Origin of the sequence: Pseudomonas frederiksbergensis (assembly GCF_003732275.1) — a bacterium.
Lineage (GTDB): Bacteria > Pseudomonadota > Gammaproteobacteria > Pseudomonadales > Pseudomonadaceae > Aquipseudomonas > Aquipseudomonas frederiksbergensis_H.
The window spans coordinates 192535-212398 of record NZ_MOBM01000021.1 but is presented as its reverse complement, the minus strand read 5'-3'; the positions used below and the strand labels follow the sequence as shown (position 1 = coordinate 212398).

At 58.4% G+C, this 19864-nt stretch carries 19 protein-coding genes and 1 pseudogene; 10 read left to right on the top strand and 10 right to left on the bottom strand.

Features of this window, described 5'->3' with window-relative positions; all coding sequences use genetic code 11:
* Positions 1-1436, bottom strand: a 1436-nt coding sequence (locus BK662_RS17935; protein WP_123359149.1) for a carbon starvation CstA family protein, incomplete at its 3' end; no start/stop codon positions are given.
* Positions 1437-1592: 156 nt separating this feature from the next.
* Here BK662_RS17935 and BK662_RS17930 point away from each other — a divergent pair.
* Positions 1593-1961, top strand: coding sequence for a PilZ domain-containing protein (locus BK662_RS17930; RefSeq protein WP_123359148.1), 369 nt, complete (start codon positions 1593-1595; stop codon positions 1959-1961).
* A 130-nt stretch (positions 1962-2091) separates the two neighbouring features.
* Here BK662_RS17930 and radA read toward each other — a convergent pair whose 3' ends face one another.
* Genes radA through katB form a run of 3 tightly spaced genes read right to left on the bottom strand, consistent with a single transcriptional unit; the run spans position 2092 to position 5658 of the window.
* On the bottom strand, positions 2092-3459 hold the full coding sequence (gene radA, locus BK662_RS17925; protein ID WP_007937264.1) for a DNA repair protein RadA: 1368 nt from the start codon (positions 3457-3459) through the stop codon (positions 2092-2094).
* Between the two features lie 45 nt (positions 3460-3504).
* Positions 3505-4059, bottom strand: a complete 555-nt coding sequence (locus BK662_RS17920; protein WP_123359147.1) for an ankyrin repeat domain-containing protein — start codon at positions 4057-4059, stop codon at positions 3505-3507.
* Between the two features lie 57 nt (positions 4060-4116).
* Positions 4117-5658, bottom strand: coding sequence for a catalase KatB (gene katB, locus BK662_RS17915; RefSeq protein ID WP_123359146.1), 1542 nt, complete (start codon positions 5656-5658; stop codon positions 4117-4119).
* 286 nt (positions 5659-5944) lie between these two features.
* Between katB and mscL the strand changes: the two genes are divergently transcribed.
* Complete coding sequence (gene mscL, locus BK662_RS17910) at positions 5945-6358, top strand: large-conductance mechanosensitive channel protein MscL (RefSeq protein ID WP_007895273.1); 414 nt, start codon at positions 5945-5947, stop codon at positions 6356-6358.
* Between the two features lie 42 nt (positions 6359-6400).
* Here mscL and BK662_RS17905 read toward each other — a convergent pair whose 3' ends face one another.
* The gene (locus tag BK662_RS17905; protein ID WP_123359145.1) at positions 6401-7177 is read right to left on the bottom strand and encodes a ferredoxin--NADP reductase; all 777 of its coding nucleotides are present in this window, start codon (positions 7175-7177) and stop codon (positions 6401-6403) included.
* Between the two features lie 293 nt (positions 7178-7470).
* Here BK662_RS17905 and BK662_RS17900 point away from each other — a divergent pair, with 293 nt between their 5' ends.
* Both BK662_RS17900 and BK662_RS17895 read left to right on the top strand, forming a co-directional pair.
* Positions 7471-8178 carry an autoinducer binding domain-containing protein gene (locus tag BK662_RS17900; protein ID WP_123359144.1) on the top strand — a complete coding sequence of 236 codons (708 nt, stop codon included), beginning with the start codon at positions 7471-7473 and terminating at the stop codon, positions 8176-8178.
* Positions 8179-8366: 188 nt separating this feature from the next.
* Positions 8367-9491, top strand: coding sequence for a methyltransferase (locus BK662_RS17895; RefSeq protein WP_123359143.1), 1125 nt, complete (start codon positions 8367-8369; stop codon positions 9489-9491).
* Between the two features lie 71 nt (positions 9492-9562).
* Here the strand turns inward: BK662_RS17895 and BK662_RS17890 are convergent, their stop codons facing one another.
* The 3 genes from BK662_RS17890 to BK662_RS17880 form a co-directional block, all read right to left on the bottom strand.
* Positions 9563-9730, bottom strand: coding sequence for a DUF2474 domain-containing protein (locus BK662_RS17890; protein WP_123359151.1), 168 nt, complete (start codon positions 9728-9730; stop codon positions 9563-9565).
* Between the two features lie 325 nt (positions 9731-10055).
* Positions 10056-11063 (bottom strand): cytochrome d ubiquinol oxidase subunit II, encoded by a 1008-nt coding sequence (gene cydB, locus BK662_RS17885; RefSeq protein WP_123359142.1) that lies wholly within the window; start codon positions 11061-11063, stop codon positions 10056-10058.
* Positions 11064-11066: 3 nt separating this feature from the next.
* Positions 11067-12509 carry a cytochrome ubiquinol oxidase subunit I gene (locus tag BK662_RS17880; protein ID WP_123359141.1) on the bottom strand — a complete coding sequence of 481 codons (1443 nt, stop codon included), beginning with the start codon at positions 12507-12509 and terminating at the stop codon, positions 11067-11069.
* Between the two features lie 543 nt (positions 12510-13052).
* On the opposite strand from BK662_RS17880, the gene BK662_RS17875 reads away from it, so the two are divergent.
* From BK662_RS17875 to BK662_RS17865, 3 genes and pseudogenes are all read left to right on the top strand, one after another.
* Complete coding sequence (locus BK662_RS17875; protein WP_123359140.1) at positions 13053-14291, top strand: MFS transporter; 1239 nt, start codon at positions 13053-13055, stop codon at positions 14289-14291.
* Between the two features lie 131 nt (positions 14292-14422).
* A pseudogene (locus BK662_RS17870) lies at positions 14423-14701 on the top strand (type II toxin-antitoxin system RelE/ParE family toxin).
* Between the two features lie 14 nt (positions 14702-14715).
* Positions 14716-15003, top strand: coding sequence for a HigA family addiction module antitoxin (locus tag BK662_RS17865; protein WP_038981447.1), 288 nt, complete (start codon positions 14716-14718; stop codon positions 15001-15003).
* A gap of 6 nt (positions 15004-15009) precedes the next feature.
* On the opposite strand, the gene BK662_RS17860 is transcribed toward BK662_RS17865, so the two are convergent.
* On the bottom strand, positions 15010-15561 hold the full coding sequence (locus tag BK662_RS17860; protein ID WP_123359139.1) for a DJ-1 family glyoxalase III: 552 nt from the start codon (positions 15559-15561) through the stop codon (positions 15010-15012).
* Between the two features lie 67 nt (positions 15562-15628).
* Complete coding sequence (locus tag BK662_RS17855) at positions 15629-16084, bottom strand: DUF4879 domain-containing protein (RefSeq protein WP_123359138.1); 456 nt, start codon at positions 16082-16084, stop codon at positions 15629-15631.
* Positions 16085-16309: 225 nt separating this feature from the next.
* Here BK662_RS17855 and BK662_RS17850 point away from each other — a divergent pair, with 225 nt between their 5' ends.
* From BK662_RS17850 to BK662_RS17840, 3 genes are all read left to right on the top strand, one after another.
* A complete protein-coding gene (locus tag BK662_RS17850; RefSeq protein WP_123359137.1) occupies positions 16310-17605 on the top strand; it encodes an NCS2 family permease in 1296 nt (431 codons plus the stop codon).
* The gene (gene trmA / locus BK662_RS17845) at positions 17602-18681 is read left to right on the top strand and encodes a tRNA (uridine(54)-C5)-methyltransferase TrmA (protein ID WP_123359136.1); all 1080 of its coding nucleotides are present in this window, start codon (positions 17602-17604) and stop codon (positions 18679-18681) included. The genes BK662_RS17850 and trmA overlap by 4 nt, the downstream gene beginning before the upstream one ends.
* 134 nt (positions 18682-18815) lie before the next feature.
* A complete protein-coding gene (locus tag BK662_RS17840) occupies positions 18816-19727 on the top strand; it encodes a LysR family transcriptional regulator (RefSeq protein ID WP_123359135.1) in 912 nt (303 codons plus the stop codon).
* Positions 19728-19864: the final 137 nt, after the last annotated feature.

The following is a 19864-nucleotide window of genomic DNA, read 5'->3' as shown; positions in this document are numbered from 1 at the left end:
AGCGCTTCGAACAGGATTGCGAAGTGGTACCAGAACGCCATGGTGTTTTCACCCGGCAGCACACTGTGCAGGATCTGCGCGATACCGACCGCCAGGGTCGGCGCACCACCGGCACGAGCCAGGATGGTGGTTTCACCAATGTCCTTGGCCACCGCTTGCAGCGCTTCCGGGGTTATTGCGAAACCCCAGCCGCTGACAGCTTGTGCGACAGCCACCACGTCACCGCCGACGACCGCCGCCGGGCTGTTCATGGCGAAGTACACGCCTGGCTCGATCACCGAAGCGGCAACCATCGCCATGATCGCCACGAAGGACTCCATCAGCATGCCGCCGTAACCGATGTAACGGGCGTTCACCTCGTTATCCAGCAACTTCGGCGTGGTGCCGGAGGCAATCAGTGCGTGGAAACCCGACACCGCGCCACAGGCAATGGTGATGAACAGGAACGGGAACAACCCACCCTTCCACACCGGCCCGGTGCCGTCGATGAACTGGGTCAATGCCGGCATTTTCAGCTCGGGCATGGTGATCAGAATGCCGATCGCCAGCGCAACGATGGTGCCGATTTTAAGGAAGGTCGACAGGTAGTCACGCGGCGCCAGGATCAGCCACACCGGCAGGACTGCCGCGACAAAACCGTAGCCGATCAGCATCCAGGTGATCTGGAGCCCGGTGAAGCTGAACGCCTTGGCCCAGAATGGATCAGCGGCAATCTGCCCGCCCAGCCAGATCGAACCCAGCAGCAACGCCACGCCGATCACCGAGATTTCACCGATGCGACCCGGGCGGATGTAGCGCATGTAAATGCCCATGAACATCGCGATCGGGATGGTTGCCATCACCGTGAAAATGCCCCAAGGGCTTTCGGCCAGGGCCTTGACCACGATCAGCGCCAGCACCGCGAGGATGATGATCATGATCAGGAAGCAGCCAAACAGCGCGATGGTCCCCGGGATGCGGCCCATTTCTTCACGGACCATATCGCCCAGGGAACGACCGTTGCGGCGGGTGGACATGAACAGGACCATGAAGTCCTGAACCGCACCGGCCAGCACCACGCCGGCAATCAGCCACAGCGTACCAGGCAGATAGCCCATCTGCGCCGCCAAGACCGGACCGACCAGAGGCCCTGCGCCAGCGATGGCTGCGAAGTGGTGGCCGAAGAGAATGTGTTTGTTGGTCGGCACATAGTCCAGACCGTCATTGTTGAGCACGGCAGGTGTAGCCCGACGCGGATCGAGTTGCATCACATTGTTAGCGATGAACAGGCTGTAGTAGCGGTACGCGACCAGATAAATGGCCACGGCGGCGACCACAATCCACAAGGCGTTGATCGCCTCGCCTCGGCGCAATGCCACTACCCCCAGGGCGCACGCTCCCAGGATTGCCAGCAGCAGCCAGGGTAAGTGGCGTAGCAGGCTATTATTATTTTTCATTTTATGATTCCAGCCAGAGTGGACAAGAAAGACAGCCATCCCGAGTTTAGCGCTACTGGCCTCAAAGACCACCCCCAACATTGATCTGGCCCCTGTCTTGCTGGCAGACTTTAACAATGCGGGTCTATAGTCAGCGGACATTCAGAGGATTGCGCCATGAGTGACTACCCTGCTGATCGTCGCCGCTTCAAACGTATTGCGTTCGATGCCCGAACCGAGCTGTGCCAAGGGGAATTCATCTGGCCGGTGAAGTTGATTGACCTGTCACTCAAGGGCCTGCTTATCGAGAAGCCCGAGCCGTGGCTGGGTAATCCAGACTGGCATTTCCTGGTTGATATCCACCTTAACGAAGACGTCGAGATCAAGATGGATGTGATGTTGACCCACGATGACCATGGTCAACTCGGGTTTGTCTGCAAACACATCAGCCTGGAATCGATTGAACGCCTGCGGCGGTTGATCGAGTTCAACCTGGGCGATCCGCAAGAGCTGGAGCGTGAACTGGGCGCACTCATCGAAATCTGAAGGCCAATCCCATTCTAATGTGGGAGCGAGCCTGCTCGCGAATGCGGTCTAACATTCAACATTTAAGTCGACTGACATACCGCTATCGCGAGCAGGCTCGCTCCCACAGGGTTCGTGTCTGGTTTACCAGTTATTCAAACAGTGCGTCGAGCGCCTGTTCCAGACGCGTCACAGCAATAATCTGCAATCCCGGCGGCGCCTCTTTCGGCGCGTTACCCTTGGGCACGATTGCGCGCTTGAAGCCGTGCTTGGCCGCCTCTTTCAAGCGTTCCTGCCCACTCGGCACCGGGCGCACTTCACCCGACAAACCGACTTCGCCGAACACCAGCAGATCATGGGGCAGCGGTCGGTTGCGCAAACTGGACATGACCGCCGCCATCAGGGCCAGGTCAGATGCTGTTTCCAGCACCTTCACCCCACCGACCACGTTGAGGAACACGTCCTGATCGTGAGTCGGAATACCGCCATGGCGATGCAAAACCGCCAACAACATGGCCAAACGATTCTGATCCAGACCGAGCGTTACCCGGCGTGGATTGGCCAGATGGCTGTCGTCCACCAACGCCTGGACTTCCACCAGCATCGGCCGGGTACCTTCCCACGTGGCCATGACCACACTGCCCGGGACTTCTTCCTGGGCGCGGGTCAGAAAAATCGCCGAAGGGTTAGAGACTTCTTTCAGGCCCTTGTCGGTCATGCCGAACACGCCCAACTCATTCACCGCGCCAAAACGGTTTTTCACCGCCCGCAACAGACGCAGGCGCCCATCGGATTCGCCTTCGAAGTACAGAACGGTGTCGACCATATGTTCCAGTACTCGAGGGCCAGCCAGCGCGCCTTCTTTGGTGACATGGCCCACGAGGAAAATCGCCGTGCCGCTTTGTTTGGCGTAACGCACCAGCAACGCTGCACTTTCGCGCACCTGGGAGACGCCACCCGGTGCCGATTGCAGTTGCTCGGTGAAAATAGTCTGAATCGAGTCGATCACCATTACCTTGGGCTTTTCCTGCCGGGCGGTGGCGATGATGGTTTCGATGCAGGTTTCGGTCATCACCCGCAGCTGATCCTGAGGCAAGCCCAAGCGCCGGGCGCGCATGGCCACTTGTTGCTGGGACTCTTCGCCGGTGACATACAGCGCCGGCATGCTCTTGGCGAGGTTGCACAAGGTTTGCAACAAAATGGTCGACTTGCCGATGCCGGGATCACCACCGATCAACACCACTGAGCCATCCACCAAGCCGCCGCCCAGAACGCGATCCAGCTCGCTGGACGCCGTGGAGAAACGCGGAATCTCTTCAACGCTGACTTCGGCCAGGGTCTTGATCTGCGCCTGCTGGCCGGTCCAACCGGTGCGACCACTGGGGGCTGCGGCGCCGCCGCTCTCGACCATGGTTTCGGTCAGCGTGTTCCAGGCCCCGCATTCACCGCACTGGCCGGCCCACTTGGGGAAGGTTGAACCACACTCGGTGCAGCCGTACATGCGCTTGGCCTTGGCCATCTGAACTCCCGGCAAAAACCGCGATGATAGCTCAGCTGGCGCGGATCAGCGCGGCGCCGCTGTGCGGATTTCTCCGCTGGCCAGACGCGCGGCACTGTTGCCCAGCGGATCTTCGGCGTTCATGTCCGCCCCTTGGGCTTTGAGTGCATCCAGCAACTCGACGCGCTTGAACAAGCCGGCGTACATCGCGGCAGTCTGCCCCGCGCCATTGCGTTGGTCGGGACTGCAATGGGCGGCCAGCAAGGTCGTGGCGATTTGTACTTCGCCTTTGAAAATCGCGCCCATCAACGCCGTGTTGCCACGTTGATCCTGAGCACAGGCGTCTGCCCCGGCAGCAAGCAAGCGCTCCACTGCGGCGCTCTGGCCGTGATAGGCGGCCAGAATCAGTGCGGTATAACCCTTGCTGTCGCGGGTATCGAGGGAATAGCCGGCCTCGATGAAGGTATCGAGCATGGGCACATCACCGCGTCGAGCGGCATCGAAATAGTAATCCTGCAATTGGGCTTTCAGCGCCTGGGGGTTCTTCGAAGCTTGCACATCAGGCCCCGCGAACACACTGAGCGACCAGCACGCCAGAAACACAGAAAGATAAAAACGCATGGCGGAACTCCTTGATCAGACGGGACCTCACATGAGGCCCCGCTTCAGGCGGATGGATCAGTCGACCAGTTTGGCCGCCAGCGCCTTGACCCGAGCCAGATCACCCTTGGCTACTTTGGCCACCCCGGTCCCGTATTCCGGATCGGCCTTGTAAAGGAAGGACAGGATGATGTGCTTGCTCTCATCATCGGTGGTGGCCAGGGAGCCACCGAAGCTGTCGATCAGGTCCTGACGTTCCTTTTGGTTGAACGAGCGATACAGATCGCCGGCCTGCTTGAAGTTCTGCTCACGTTGAATCTTCACCTGCTGCGTGCTGCCCGACAGGGCCGACTGGCTGTAACGCGCGGTTTGCGGCTCTTCACGTGGCAGCAGACGACTCGGCTGGTAATTCACGCCCGTATTGCTGGCGCCGGTATTCATTGCGCCATCCTGATTACCGTTGTTCACGGCAACCTTCGGTGCGTTGATCGGCAACTGCAAAGCGTTGGCCCCCAGGCGATACAGTTGAGTATCGGCATACGAGAACACTCGTCCTTGCAATAAGCGATCTTCCGAAGGTTCGATACCCGGCACTAAATTGGCCGGAGCCATGGCCACTTGTTCGGTTTCCTGGAAAACATTCGCCGGATTACGGTTCAACACCATTTGTCCAACTTTCCGCTCTGGCACACCTGGCCAGATTTTGGTCGCGTCCAATGGATCGAAATCAAACTTGGACAAGTCTTGTGGATTTAGAACCTGGATGTACAAGTCCCATTTCGGAAAGTCACCCTTGTTAATATGTGAAACCAAGTCGTTAGTCATGTGACTGTAGTCTTGACCTTGAACACGAGTAACTTCTTTGGGCTCGAGATTCTTTACCCCCTGCAAACTTTTCCAGTGAAACTTTACATAATGCACATCGCCGTTGGCGTTAACTAACTTGTAGGCATGCACACCATTGCCATCCATCTCCCGATAACTGGCTGGCGTACCGGAGTTGGAATACAACTCGGTCAAAGTACGAATGGCTTCCGGAACATGGGAGAAAAAGTCGAAGCGACGGGAATCGTCGTCAAGGTTGGTGCGCGGGTCCGGCTTGAAGGCGTGGACCATGTCTGGAAACTTGATCGCGTCACGGATGAAGAAGGTCGGAAAATTATTGCCGACCAGGTCCCAGTTGCCGTCTGCGGTGTAGAACTTGGTGGCGAACCCCCGCGGATCACGCAAGGTTTCCGGCGAATGGTTGCCATGGACCACAGCGGAAAAACGCACAAATACCGGCGTGCTCTGGCCGCCGGCAAATACCTTGGCCTTGGTCAGGTCACTGAGGTCGTCGGTCACGGTGAACGTGCCATGGGCGCCGGTGCCACGGGCATGCACCACGCGTTCGGGGATGCGTTCACGGTCAAAACGCTGGAGTTTCTGGATCAGTTGTACGTCTTGCAACAGCACCGGCCCGGTCGCGCCAGCGGTTTGCGAGTTCTGGTTGTCGCCGACGGCGGCGCCGTTATCGCGGGTCAACATCGCCGCGCTGACGGAGAAGGACAGCAGGCTGGCGGTCAGAACGCCAAACGTACGACGAAAGGGAAAAGCCCCGAGGCCGAGGGGAGTTGTCATGGAAGTTTCCTCTGATTTTATAAGGCGCATCCAGGTGCGCCCCTCAGAGGCTAGTGACCCAACGGCCAAAACATAAATAGAAATCCCGTACCGAGCCGATAGCGAAAAGGTTCTGGAAAGCCCGGTCTAGAGCGGGTAATCGCGCGCGACTGGTGGCACTTGGCAAACTAATTGCCGGAAGATGTGTCGATAAGAGCGAGCATTGTAAGGACGGTGTTTCGAGCATGAGCCGTTTTGCTGATTTACACTGCGTTCACCAACCTCATCTGTAACAAGGAAATAACCTATGGGCGTGATAAGTGAGTTCAAGGCCTTCGCGGTCAAAGGTAATGTGGTCGACATGGCCGTGGGTATCATCATCGGCGCGGCCTTCGGCAAAATCGTTTCGTCGTTTGTCGGCGACGTGGTGATGCCGCCAATCGGCTTGCTGATCGGAGGGGTGGACTTCAGTGACCTGGCCATTACGCTCAAGGCTGCCAACGGTGATGTCCCCGCGGTGATGCTGGCCTACGGTAAGTTCATCCAGAGCTTGATCGACTTCATCATCGTCGCCTTCGCGATCTTCATGGGCGTCAAGGCCATCAACCGTTTGAAACGCGAAGAGGCCGTTGCGCCAACCCTGCCGCCGGTTCCGACCAAGGAAGAAGAGCTGCTGGAAGAGATTCGCGATCTGCTCAAGGCTCAGAACAACCAGCCCTGATAACTGATTGCCCCAAGAAACGGCGCCTTTGGCGCCGTTTGTTTACCAGTAGTTTTCCACTGCCACCTGGCCGGGTCGTCGACTGAGGCTCAGGTGCATGTCCCGTTGTTTGAGCAACTTGCGCGTGTCATCGATCATCTGTGGATTACCGCAGAGCATTACCCGCGAATGCTCGGCTGTCAGCGCTACACCGGCCGTCCGCTCCAGCTCGCCACTTTCCATGAGTGTCGTGATCCGCCCATTCAGGGCACCCGGATGCTGCTCGCGGGTGACGGTGGCGATGAACTGCAGCTTGTGCGCGTACTCAGCCAGATAATCGCGCTGTGCCAGCCCTGCAATCAGCTCCTGATACGCCAGCTCCTGCGCTTCGCGCACGCTGTAGACCAGGAGGATTCGTTCGAATTTTTCCCAAACCTCGAAGTCCTGCAAGATCGACAGAAACGGCGCCAGCCCCGTGCCTGTGGATAACAACCAGAGGTCACGGCCATCGACGAAGCGATCCAGCGTCAGATAGCCAAAGGCCTGCCGGTCGACCAGCAAGGTATCGCCGACTTCCAGCCGACTCAGTTCACTGGTGAACTCCCCTCCCGGCACGACAATGGAGAAGAACTCAAGGAACTCGTCATAGGGTGACGAGACCATGGAATAAGCCCGCCACACTGTACTGCCGTCCGCCTTGGTCACGCCTAGGCGGGCGAATTGCCCTGCGCGAAAACGAAAGCCCGGATCCCTGGTGGTTCGCAGGGTGAACAGGTTTGGAGTCAACGTCTGGACGTCAAGCAGCGTCTGGCGCGTGAATTTCTCTGCACTGGCAGTCATGGGTCGCTCCATTCAACAGATAACGCCAGTGTCCCGCAAAGCAGGCGGCGTAAACACCGGTGATTTGTAATGGCTTTCGTTCCGACTCACTAACAATGCAAATACAAATATTACAATGCAGCCATTGATCCTGCTGTCCTGTGGCAGAAGATCTAAGAACCGGTTATTCAGTTAGAGGCTATTTCAAGAACGAAAAAATCCAGCATGCAAGTAAGAATTCTCCTACACTCGTGGCGTGCCGGGTCTTGGATCCAATCGACGCCAACTCAAGTAAGTCCGCATGGAGTTACCCAATGAAAGTGTGGAAGGAGTCACAGTTAACGCAGCTTTCTTACGCTCAGAAAATAGAGACCGCGTATGAGATTTCTCTTAATCTCGTTAAAAATCTTGGCTTTAATTTCTGTGCATTTTCAATAACATCCCAAACAAGGGGAATACACCGCCATACGATCAATCTGAATAATTACCCCACCGAATGGAACACGAAATATGAGCAGGAATACTTCAGTGAAGTCGACCCGATACTAGCCCATTGCAATCATTCCGAATTACCGATTCTTTGGCAGGAAGAGGTCTTCTCCAAGACACCGATGCTGTGGCAAGCACAAAAAAAGCAAGGCTTGCACTATGGCTGGTCTCAATCCGTTCATGATCAGAACGGGCTTTGCAGCATACTGAGCCTGGCCAGAAGCCACTGCCCGATTACTACGCATGATCTGTATAAGAATCTGGGCTATGCAATGTTCATCAGCCGTCACCTGCACCAGCTTGTCGCGAAGGATCTACCTGCGCCCTCTAAACCGGGCACAGTGCATTTATCATCCCGAGAAATAGAGGTGTTGAAATATTCAGCCGACGGCAAGACGGCAGGCGAGATCGCGATCATCCTCAGCCTGAGTGAAAGCACGGTACAGTTCCATATCCGCGGCGCCATCCGAAAACTCGGCGTAAACAACAAGATTGCGGCGGTGATCAGAGCCGCGAGAGTGGGTGTCATCTGAATCTGTTTGAATCCGGTAATCCCTGCGAGTAATCCAGACGAAAAAACCGTACCATCTGCGATCCATCCTGAGTGATGCCGTGTGAAATTCCACGACGCAGTCCATTCGGATGGTTCGCCCGCTACAAGCCCCTGAGCGGCGGGCCACTCGTTGATTATCCTCCGTTGACTACCCAGAGCCCCCGCCTCATGCCTCTGCTCGAAACCCCCTTCGCTCAACTCGATCTGATCCGCCAGCCAGAACAGCAGAATGAACCGTTGCAAGCATTTGATGCCGCAGACGAATACCTGCTCAACCATCTGGCCGAGCAACAACCAGCAGCCGATACCCGGGTGCTGGTGCTCAACGACAGCTTCGGTGCTTTGGCCGCCAGCCTGGTGGGCAAGGTTCAGGTGATCAGCAGCGGCGATTCGTTTCTGGCTTTTCAGGGGTTGGAAAAAAACTTGATACGCAACGGCCAGGCGTTTGATGCCGTGCCAAAGGTGCCTGCCAGCGAAGCGTTCATCGGGCCGTTCGACCGGGTATTGATCCGGGTACCGAAAACCCTGGCCCTGCTGGAAGAGCAACTGATCCGGCTGCAAGGGCAACTGGTTCCCGGCGCTCAAGTGGTTGCAGCCGCGATGGTGAAGCATTTGCCACGCGCTGCGGGCGATCTGCTGGAGCGTTACATCGGCCCGGTGCAAGCCTCGCTGGCGGTGAAGAAGGCTCGATTGCTGATCGCCACAGCCGAAGCCAAAGCCCCGGCTGTCTCCCCCTACCCGACCCGCTATCGACTCGACGCCCCTGCAATCGAACTGCTCAATCACGCCAACGTGTTCTGCCGCGAAGGGCTGGACATCGGTACGCGGGCCTTTTTGCCGCACTTGCCGAAGAACCTCGGCGCAGCGCGGGTTGCCGACCTCGGATGTGGCAACGGCGTATTGGCGATTGCCAGTGCCCTGCAAAACCCTGAGGCCCACTACACCTTGGTGGACGAATCGTTCATGGCCGTACAATCGGCTGCTGAAAACTGGCGCGCGGCGCTGGGTGATCGTGACGTGATCGTGCGGGCCGGCGATGGTCTGGCTGAGCAGGAACCTCAATCCCTGGATGTAGTGCTGTGCAATCCGCCGTTTCACCAACAGCAAGTAGTCGGCGATTTCCTGGCCTGGCGGATGTTCCAGCAGGCGCGTGAATCGTTGGTGGTGGGCGGCGCGCTGTACATCGTCGGCAACCGTCATCTGGGCTATCACAGCAAGCTGGCGCGGTTGTTCCGTGGCGTCGAACAAGTAGCAGCCACCCCCAAGTTCGTCATTCTCAAAGCACGCAAATAAACACGGGTAAAAAAAACCCTCCATCGCGGGAGGGTTATAAGTCCGTGCCGCAAGGCAACGGGATGGGAATTTCAGTGGGTGCTCAAACCGGCGGCATTCATGAACATGCGCATCAGCGAAGCCACAATGAACAGTGCCACGACACTGCCGGTCCAGATCATCGCCAGCCAGCCGATTCGCTGCCAAAGCGGCTTTTTTTCGGCAGCTTCGATTTCCTGCAACGTAGGTTTGCCAGCCATCATCGCTTTCTCCTCTGGAATGGCGCCGGTATCAATCCAGCGCCGTAGTCGTGTGGCTAGGGGGCGTTCTCAGTTAATTTTCCCCGCCGCGTTGTCGCCTTAAAGCGGGCCAGGCAAGGCGCAGGCCGCTGGGAATGGTTGTTCCCTTTCCAAGGCCTGCAACGCAGCCTGGCCCGCTTTAAGGCACAACCCGAAGGGCCGGGCCTGCTGTTGTGCAGGGCTGCGTTGCTCGAAGCTTATTTGGAATGACCAAACCACGCTTCTCGCGCCTTGCCCTGCACAACAGCAGACCCGGCGCGGCGGGGAAATTAATTGAGAACGCCCCCTAGTGGTAACCATCTTCGTGGGTGACCTTGCCGCGGAATACGTAGTAGCTCCAGAAGGTGTAACCCAGGATGAACGGGATGATGAACAACGTGCCCACCAGCATGAAGCCCTGGCTTTGCGGCGGTGCGGCGGCGTCCCAGATCGAGATCGACGGCGGCACGATGTTCGGCCACAGGCTGATACCCAGACCGCTGTAGCCGAGGAAGATCAGCACCAGGGTCAGCAGGAATGGCGTGTAATGCGCATTGCGGGCCACCGCGCGAATCAGACCGTACATGGTCACCAGCACCAGAATCGGCACTGGCAAGAACCAGAACAGGTTCGGCAAGGTAAACCAGCGTGCGGCGATCTCGGCGTGGGCCAAGGGTGTCCAGATGCTGACGATGCCAATCACCGCCAGCACCACGAAAGCCAATGGCCGCGCCAAATCATGCATCTGTTCCTGCAGCTTGCCTTCGGTCTTCATGATCAACCAGGTGCAACCGAGCAGCGCGTAAGCCACCACCAGCGCCGCGCCGCAGAACATCGTGAACGGTGTCAGCCAGTCAAGTGAACCGCCGGCAAACTGACGATTGACTACCGGTAGCCCATCGATGAAGGCACCCAATGCCACGCCCTGGAAGAAGGTAGCGGCGATCGAGCCACCGATGAATGCCTTGTCCCAGAGGTGGCGCTTGTCGTCCTTGGCCTTGAAGCGGAACTCGAAGGCCACACCGCGGAAAATCAGCCCGATCAGCATAAAAATCAACGGCAGGTACAACGCCGAGAGCACCACCGAATAGGCCAGCGGGAAGGCGCCGAACAAGGCCGCGCCGCCCAATACCAGCCAGGTTTCGTTGCCATCCCAGACCGGGGCGACGGTGTTCATCATGACGTCACGGTCGCTCTTGCCCTTGATGAACGGGAAGAGAATTCCGATTCCCAGGTCGAAGCCGTCCATGACCACGTACATCATGATGCCGAAGATGATGATCACGGCCCAGATCAGCGGAAGATCAATACCCATGATTCAAATCTCCTTGTTCAGGCTGCGGCTGTGTTCGCCTTCACCATTGTCGTCGTCAGCTGCGGACAGCGGACGGGCCGGTGTGCGTTGCTGGCCAGGACCACCTTCGTTGGTTTCCTTGCCTTCATCGATCTTCGGCCCTTTGCGCACCAGACGCATCATGTAGCCAAGACCGGCACCGAACAGCGCGAAATACACCACAACGAACATGATCAAGGTGATGCTCATTTGCACGAAGCTGTGCCCGGAGGACGCGTCCGCCGTGCGCATCAAGCCGTAGACCACCCATGGCTGACGGCCGACTTCAGTGGTGAACCAGCCAGCCAGGATCGCGATCAGGCCGGACGGACCCATCCACAGCGCCAGGTACAGGAATGGACGTGAGGTATACAGCCTGTCGCGCTTGCGCAGCCACAGACTCCACAATCCAGTGAAGATCATCAGCACGCCCAGGCCGACCATCGTCCGGAACGACCAGAAGACGATGGTCGAATTCGGCCGGTCTTCAGGCGCGAACTCCTTGAGTGCCGGTACTTGCTTGTCCAGGGTGTGGGTCAGGATCAGGCTGCCCAGGTAGGGAATTTCCACGGCGAATCTGGTTTTCTCGGCTTTCATGTCCGGCCAGCCGAACAGGATCAACGGGGTCGGCTCATCGCCGACGTTTTCCCAGTGGCCTTCGATCGCGGCGATTTTCGCCGGTTGATGCTTGAGCGTATTAACGCCGTGGAAGTCGCCGATAACCGCCTGAATCGGAGCAACGATCAGCGCCATCCACATCGCCATCGAGAGCATGGTGCGGATCGCCGGGTTGTCCTTGCCGCGCAGCAAGTGCCAGGCCGCCGACGAACCGACGAAGAAGGCGGTCGCAACGAATGCCGCCGTGGCCATGTGCATCAGGCGGTAGGGGAACGACGGGTTGAAAATAATCGCCAGCCAGTCCACCGGAATGACCTGGCCGTTGACGATTTCGTAACCTTGCGGGGTCTGCATCCAGCTGTTGGAGGCCAGAATCCAGAAGGTCGAAATAAGCGTGCCGATGGCCACCATGACGGTAGCGAAGAAGTGCAGCTTGCGCCCGACCTTGTTCCAGCCGAACAGCATGACGCCGAGGAAACCGGCCTCGAGGAAGAAGGCAGTGAGCACTTCATAGGTCAGCAATGGCCCGGTCACCGAACCGGCGAAGTCCGAGAAACGGCTCCAGTTGGTGCCGAACTGATAGGCCATGACCAAACCGGAAACCACGCCCATGCCGAAGTTGACGGCAAAGATCTTCGACCAAAAATGGTACAGATCGCGGTAAGTGTCGTTGTGCGTCTTCAGCCACAGGCCTTCGAGCACCGCCAGGTAACTCGCCAGGCCAATGGTGATGGCCGGGAACAGGATGTGGAACGAAATGGTGAATGCGAACTGAATCCGGGCGAGATCAAGTGCCTCCAAACCGAACATAAGTCTTCCTCTGTCAGGTAATACCGGCTGAAGGCTTGCGGCCTACACCCACTGCCCCCACGGATATGGAGTGTGGCGAATTCGAATTCGTTCTTTTTGTACCATCATCACAAACGTAGGGAGTCTGGCCATCTGGCCGCCGGATCATTTCCACGAAGGGTCTTGATCTGGATCAAGCAACGTTGAAAGAGTAGTCGCATTTTTGCCGATGGACGGTGTGGTCTTTTGCCGCGTGACAGGTTGCCTCATGGGTTTGGTCATGGGCTGCAATACATTTTTATGGGTGGACTAACTGTGGCGAGGGGGCTTGCCCCCGTTCGGCTGCGCAGCAGTCGTAAATCCGGTTACTGCGGTGTACTTGGCAGAAATGAGTTGCCTAGGTCTGGGGCCGCTTCGCAGCCCAACGGGGGCAAGCCCCCACGCCACAGGGATTTCGTATATTCCATAGATCGGTGTCTAGCTAACTAAATGTCCTAGCCTTGCAACTTCTGGTTACGGGTTGGTGATAATCTCGCCCTTCCCCTCGCCCAGACCTGCCTTCAGATGCCCAACCAAGCGCCCCTGCTGTTACGTCATCACCGCCCGTTTATCGCGTTCTGGCTGGCTCGGGTGTTCACCGCCAGCGGTTTTCAGATGTTGACCGTGGCCATTGGCTGGAATCTGTATCAACTGACGGGCAATGTGCTCGATCTGGGCCTGGTGGGGCTGGTGGAATTTGCCCCTCGAGTGTTGTTCATGTTGCACACCGGGCATGTCGCGGACCGCTATGACCGGCGCAAGGTCGCGGCGATCTGTCAGTCCCTGCAAGCGCTGATCGCCTTGTCACTGGCCATCGGCAGCGCAACCGATCATGTCACCCGAGAGATGATCTTCATCCTCGCGTTCCTGCTCGGCGCCGCCCGCTCCTTCGAAATGCCGACCACCCAGGCCTTGCTGCCGAGCATCGTGCCCAGCGCGTTATTCCCCCGTGCCGTTGCCGCCGCGCAATCTGCGCAACAATCAGCAACCATCGTCGCCCCGGCGCTGGGCGGTTTGCTCTACGCCTTCGGCAGCGTCTGGGTGTATGGCCCGACGGTGATCCTCTACCTCATCGCCTGTGCGCTGATGCTCAACCTTCCAGCCCGGCAAACGCCGCTGAACAAGGGCAAGGCGACCCTGGACTCGCTGCTGGCGGGCATCCGCTTCATTCGCAGCCGTCCGGATATTCTCGGGGCGATTTCCCTGGATCTGTTTGCTGTCCTGCTGGGTGGCGCGACCGCGCTGCTGCCGGTGTTCGCCAAAGATATTCTGCTGACCGGCCCGTGGGGTCTGGGCCTGCTGCGTTCGGCCCCTGCGGTCGGTGCGCTGCTGATGTCGCTGTTTCTGGCGCGATTTGCCGTGGAGCGCAACGTCGGGCGGGTCATGTTCACGGCCGTGGGTGTATTCGGCGTGGCGACCATCGCTTTCGGCCTGTCGACTTCGTTCTGGTTCTCTCTCGCCGTGCTGGTGGTATTGGGCGCCGCGGACATGATCAGCATGGTGATCCGCGCCTCATTCGTGCAACTGGAAACCCCCGACGAAATGCGCGGTCGGGTCAGCGCGGTGAATGGCTTGTTCATCGGCGCTTCGAATCAGCTCGGCGAGTTCGAGTCCGGCCTGACGGCCCACTGGTTCGGCACCGTGCCGGCAGTAGTCATGGGCGGCGTCGGCACGCTGATGGTGACCGGGGCCTGGATCAAACTGTTCCCGACCCTGGCCAACCGCGACCGTATGCATGTGCCGGTGGAAGAGGTAAGAGCCTGACGTAGCTCAGGATACGGAGGTCCCGTACCTGCTTCCATAAGACTGGAAATCAGCACAAAGCATAAATTCTCCGACCAAGTGCAATACATGGATAGTGCATCAAGTGTAATGTATCGCCTTACACTTCGAGCATGATCAAATCCTTTTAGCACAAAGGCCTTCGTGGCTTCTACGAAACAGGTTCGACTCGTGGGATTCGAGCAGATCATGCGAAACGTCTGGCTCGCATGCTGCAGTTCATGGATCGCGCAGTGGCCCCCGACGACCTCGACCTTCCGGGATGGCGATTACACCCGCTCAAGGGTGATCTGATCGAATATTGGTCACTCAGCGTCTCGGGGAACTGGCGGGTTATTTTTCGTTTTATTGGTTCGGATATCGAACTGGTCGACTATCTGGATTACCACTGACAGGAGGCAGGACCATGCCCATGCACAACCCGCCACACCCTGGCGAAACACTCTTGATGGATGTACTGCCCGAGCTTGGTATCAGCGTCACCGAACTGGCCAGGCACCTTGGATTCGCCCGCCCGCATCTTTCGCGAGTGCTGCACGGCCATGCGCCCATCAGTCCGGACCTGGCGGTACGTCTGGAGCGGGCTGGAATCGGTAAGGCCCGGATGTGGTTAGGGGTTCAGACCGACTACGATCTCTGGCAAGCGGAGCAGCGTGAGCAACCCTTCATCGAACCGATTGCTATCCACGCCTGATATTCACTAAACCACCAACTCCCCCGCCACCGTCGACCGCGTGGCTTTGCCGCAGAGTTGCTCCACCAGCGTCAGGGCAAACTCCAACGCGGCGCCTGAACCCTGGGCGGTGATGCAGTTGCCATCGACCACCACTGGTTGATCGACGAAGTTACAGCCCGACAGTTGATTGCTGACCGTGGGCAGGCAAGTCATGCGTCGCTGACGCAAAACGCCAAAGGTTTGCAGCGCCAGCGCCGGAGATTCGGCAATACCGGCGAACTGGCGCCCGGCGGCGGACTGGTCCTTGATCAATTGTTGCAGGGGTTGGTGGGCCGCCAAATGCTGCGCCCCTACGGCACCGCCAGGCAGCACGATCAAGTCAAAGGGTTGAGCAAGCAAATCCACCAACATCGCATCGGCGGTCAAGCGGGTGCCGCGAGCGCAGGTGAGCATGCGCCGTGCCTCGATGCTGGCCACCACCACTTCAACCTTGGCGCGGCGCAGCACATCGATCAGGGTCACGGTTTGCAGGTCGTCGATGCCCTCGGCGAGGGTAATCAGGGCTCTAAAGGTCATGGGCGCGATCCACAGGATGATCCTTAAAGCGTAGTCAGCTTTCCTGACCCTTGTTCGAGCCCAGCCGTTACTTGATGTAAAGCTGCGTCGACATCGTATTGCCGGGTGCGTTGATCGAGGTGTTGCTGAACGTGAAGGTGCCGTCCTGCTTGCCTGCCAGGTTAAAGATATACAGATAGCCGACGGTTTTTTTCCCGGCGGAGCACTCGGTCAGATTGCCGGTATCAAAAGCACAGACAGGGGTTCGAGAGCCGTCCACTTCGAAACCGTCCAGTGCGACATGGGCTGCACGGCCGTAGCCGACTTCCAGCACGTACACCTTGATGTTTGGCCCTTTGTGGTCGCAACGGGTTTGCGCTTGGCCGTCCGCGATATTTTCAAAGCCGCAGCCTGGCGATTCGACCTTGAGCACCTTTACCTGGCTCAACGGTGGCGCCATGGCCGCAGAGGCTGTTTGCGCGCCGATGAAACAGGTGAGCAGCAACCCAAATGCCGCCATCACACGCTTATTAATGCAATACATAGCTACCCCCTCCCTCCCCCAAAAAAACAGCGCGCAGTATGGCGCAGTTCCCTTTTTTGCAAAACATCGACGACGATCGCAGCCATAAGCAGCCATAGCCCCACGCTGCTGGTATGATGCGCGGCTTTTTCCGACCCACAGAAATACCCAGGCGCCTGCAGCGGTCTGTGCTTTGCTGTTGAGGTCGATACATTCACGGCGCCGGGCGCGCCACGGGGAGCAGACATGCTGGAAAGGCTGTTTCAACTCAAGGCACACAACACCAACGTGCAGACCGAGATTCTGGCGGGCGTCACGACCTTTTTGGCCATGGCCTACATTCTGTTCGTCAACCCGAGCATCCTCGGCGAGACCGGCATGGACAAGGGCGCGGTGTTTGTCGCCACCTGTCTGGCAGCCGCCATCGGCTCGACGACCATGGGCCTGATCGCCAACTACCCGATCGCCCTCGCGCCGGGCATGGGCCTGAACGCCTTCTTCACTTACACCGTGGTCCTGCACATGGGCCACACCTGGCAAGTGGCGCTGGGCGCGGTGTTCATCTCGGCGGTGATGTTTTTCCTGCTGTCGATCTTCCGCATCCGCGAATGGATCATCAACAGCATCCCGCTGGCGCTACGCTCGGCGATTGCCGCCGGTATCGGCCTGTTCCTGGCCCTGATCGCCCTGCACAACGCCGGCATCGTGGTCAGCAACCCGGCGACCATGGTCGGCCTCGGCGACTTGAAGCAACCGGCGCCGATTCTCGCGACCCTCGGTTTCGCCCTGATCGTTGCTCTCGAAGCCCTGAAAGTACGCGGTGCAGTCCTGATCGGTATTCTGGCAGTGACCATCGTTTCGATCCTGATGGGCTTCACCCCGTTCGGCGGCGTGATGTCGATGCCGCCGTCGCTGGCACCGACCTTCCTGCAACTGGACATCAAAGGCGCACTGGACATCGGTCTGGTCAGCGTGATCTTCGCGTTCCTGTTCGTCGACCTGTTCGACAACTCCGGCACGCTGATCGGCGTCGCCAAGCGCGCCGGCCTGATGGGCAAGGACGGCCACATGCCGAAAATGGGCCGCGCCCTGATCGCCGACAGCACCGCGGCCATGGCCGGTTCTTTGCTGGGCACCTCGACCACCACCAGCTACATCGAATCCGCAGCCGGCGTGAGTGCCGGTGGTCGCACCGGCCTGACTGCCGTCGTGGTCGCGATTCTGTTCCTGCTGGCGCTATTCTTCTCGCCATTGGCGGCCAGCGTTCCAGCCTTTGCCACCGCGCCTGCATTGCTGTTCGTCGCCGTACTGATGACATCCGGCCTGGCCGAAATAGACTGGGATGACATCACCGTCGCCGCACCGGTCGTGGTCACCGCCCTGGCCATGCCATTCACTTATTCCATCGCCAACGGCATCGCCTTCGGTTTCATCTCCTGGACTGCCATCAAGTTGTTGTCCGGTCGCGGCCGTGAGTTGAATTCGGCGCTGGTGATTCTGTCGATTCTGTTCGTGATCAAGTTGGGTTGGTTCAACGCATGACTTTTGATTCCCAGGCTTACGCCGTTCAGCTCGAAGAAAAGGTCACGCGCCTGCGTGATCTACTGGCCCCGTTCGGTGCGCCCGAACCTGCAGTATTCGATTCGCCGCTGAAAAACTTCCGCCTGCGTGCCGAATTCCGCCTGTGGCGCGAAGCCGGCGAGCGCCACTACGCGATGTTTTCCCAGGAAGACAAACGCACGCCGATCCTGATCGAAGAGTTCCCGATCGCAAGCAGGCGCATCAACCAATTGATGCCGCAGCTCAAGGCGGCGTGGCAAGCGAGTGCGGCGCTGAGCCACAAGCTGTTTCAGGTAGAGTTCCTCACCACCCTGGCTGGCGATGCGATGATCACCCTGTGCTATCACCTCCCGCTGGACGAGCACTGGCACACGGCCGCGTCGAAACTGGCAGCCGACCTGAACGTCAGCATCATCGGTCGCTCGAAGGGCAAACGCGAAGTGATCGGTCACGATTACGTGGTCGAGAAGCTCGAAGTTGGCGGCCGCACCTTCAGCTATCGCCAGCCGGAAGGCGCGTTCACCCAACCCAACGGCACGGTGAACCAGAAGATGCTCAACTGGGCGTATGACGCCCTCGGCGATCGTTCCGACGATTTGCTGGAGCTGTATTGCGGCAACGGCAACTTCACCCTGCCGCTTGCGACCCGCGTGCGCAAAGTGCTGGCCACCGAAATCAGCAAGACCTCGGTCAATGCAGCGCTCAGCAACCTGAGTGAAAACGCGGTGGATAACGTCACGCTGGTGCGTTTGTCTGCCGAAGAACTGACCGAAGCCCTGAACGAAGTTCGCCCGTTCCGCCGCCTGCACGGTATCGACCTCAAGAGCTACGAATTCGGTAGCGTGTTCGTCGACCCGCCGCGCGCCGGCATGGACCCGGACACTTGCGAACTGACCCGGCGCTTCGACAACATCCTCTACATTTCCTGCAACCCGGAAACCCTCGCGGCCAACATCGCCCAACTGCACGATACCCACCGCATTACTCAATGCGCGATGTTCGACCAGTTTCCGTGGACCCATCACATGGAATCCGGGGTGTTGTTGACCCGTCGTTGATCGCAGGCTCCACCTAAAAATCAGCCGTCCACTGGACGGCTTTTTTGTGGGCGATTGAAACGCCCTGTATTTGTGCGCTCTTATTTGATAAATACAGACTCAGACACTTCATTTGATTCCCGGTGTAATCAATCATGCAGCGACATTTCGATGATCTTCAGCTGGGCAGCATCGAACTGTTTTGCCTGGCCGCCGAAGCCGGCAGCTTTACCGCAGCAGCACTTGTAGCGGGCGTAACCCCGGCCGCCGTCAGCCGCTCGGTGTCGCGGATGGAAGAACGTTTGGGTGTACGGCTTTTTGCGCGCACCACTCGTAGCGTCAAGCTGACCGACAGTGGCCGGCGTTATTTCGAAGAGTGTCGTGAGGCTCTCGCGCAACTGGTCGAGGCCCAGCGCGAGGTGATGGGGCAGCAGCAAGAACCCTCCGGCACGTTGCGCATCAGCATTCCCACGACCTATGCCCATCATCGAATCCTGCCCTTGCTGCCTGCGTTTCGGGCGCGCTTTCCCTCCGTGAAAGTCGAGGCCCACATCAGCAATCGCAACATCGATTTCGTCGGCGAAGGCTATGACATGGCAATCCGCGTGCGGGCCATTCCCGACTCCGGGCTGATTGCACGGCCGTTGGAGGATGCCGAGCTGGTGATGATTGCCAGCCCTGATTACCTGAAGCGTGCCGGCACTCCGCAGACCCTGGATGACGTGGCTCAGCACGAATGCATTCAGTACGAACTGCCCAGCAGCGGCCGGCGGATTGCCTGGCTGTTCAACGACAACGGTGTGCCGCTGGAGATTCTTGCCGAGGGCAACTACTGCTGCTCCGATGACGTATTGGGCGGCGTGACGCTGGCGAAACACGGCGCAGGGCTGTTTCAAACCTATCGCTTCATCGTCGAAAACGAATTGGCGGACGGTTCGCTGGTGGAGGTGCTCAAGCCTTATGGCGGACGCTCTCGCCCTTTCACTCTGCTGTACCCGCAAAGCCGCCATGTGCCGTTGCGGTTAAGAGCGTTTATCGATTTTCTGGTTGAGCATCTGCCGCGCTGAAAAGATCGCACCTGTAAGCGCTGCCGAAGGCTGCGATCTTTTGCATCTGTCCGATCACCGCACAAATAATCCAGACCTGACGCCCTCTTCAATTGACCTTATTAACCAGTTAGTACAATTTCTCCCCACAGGCTGAA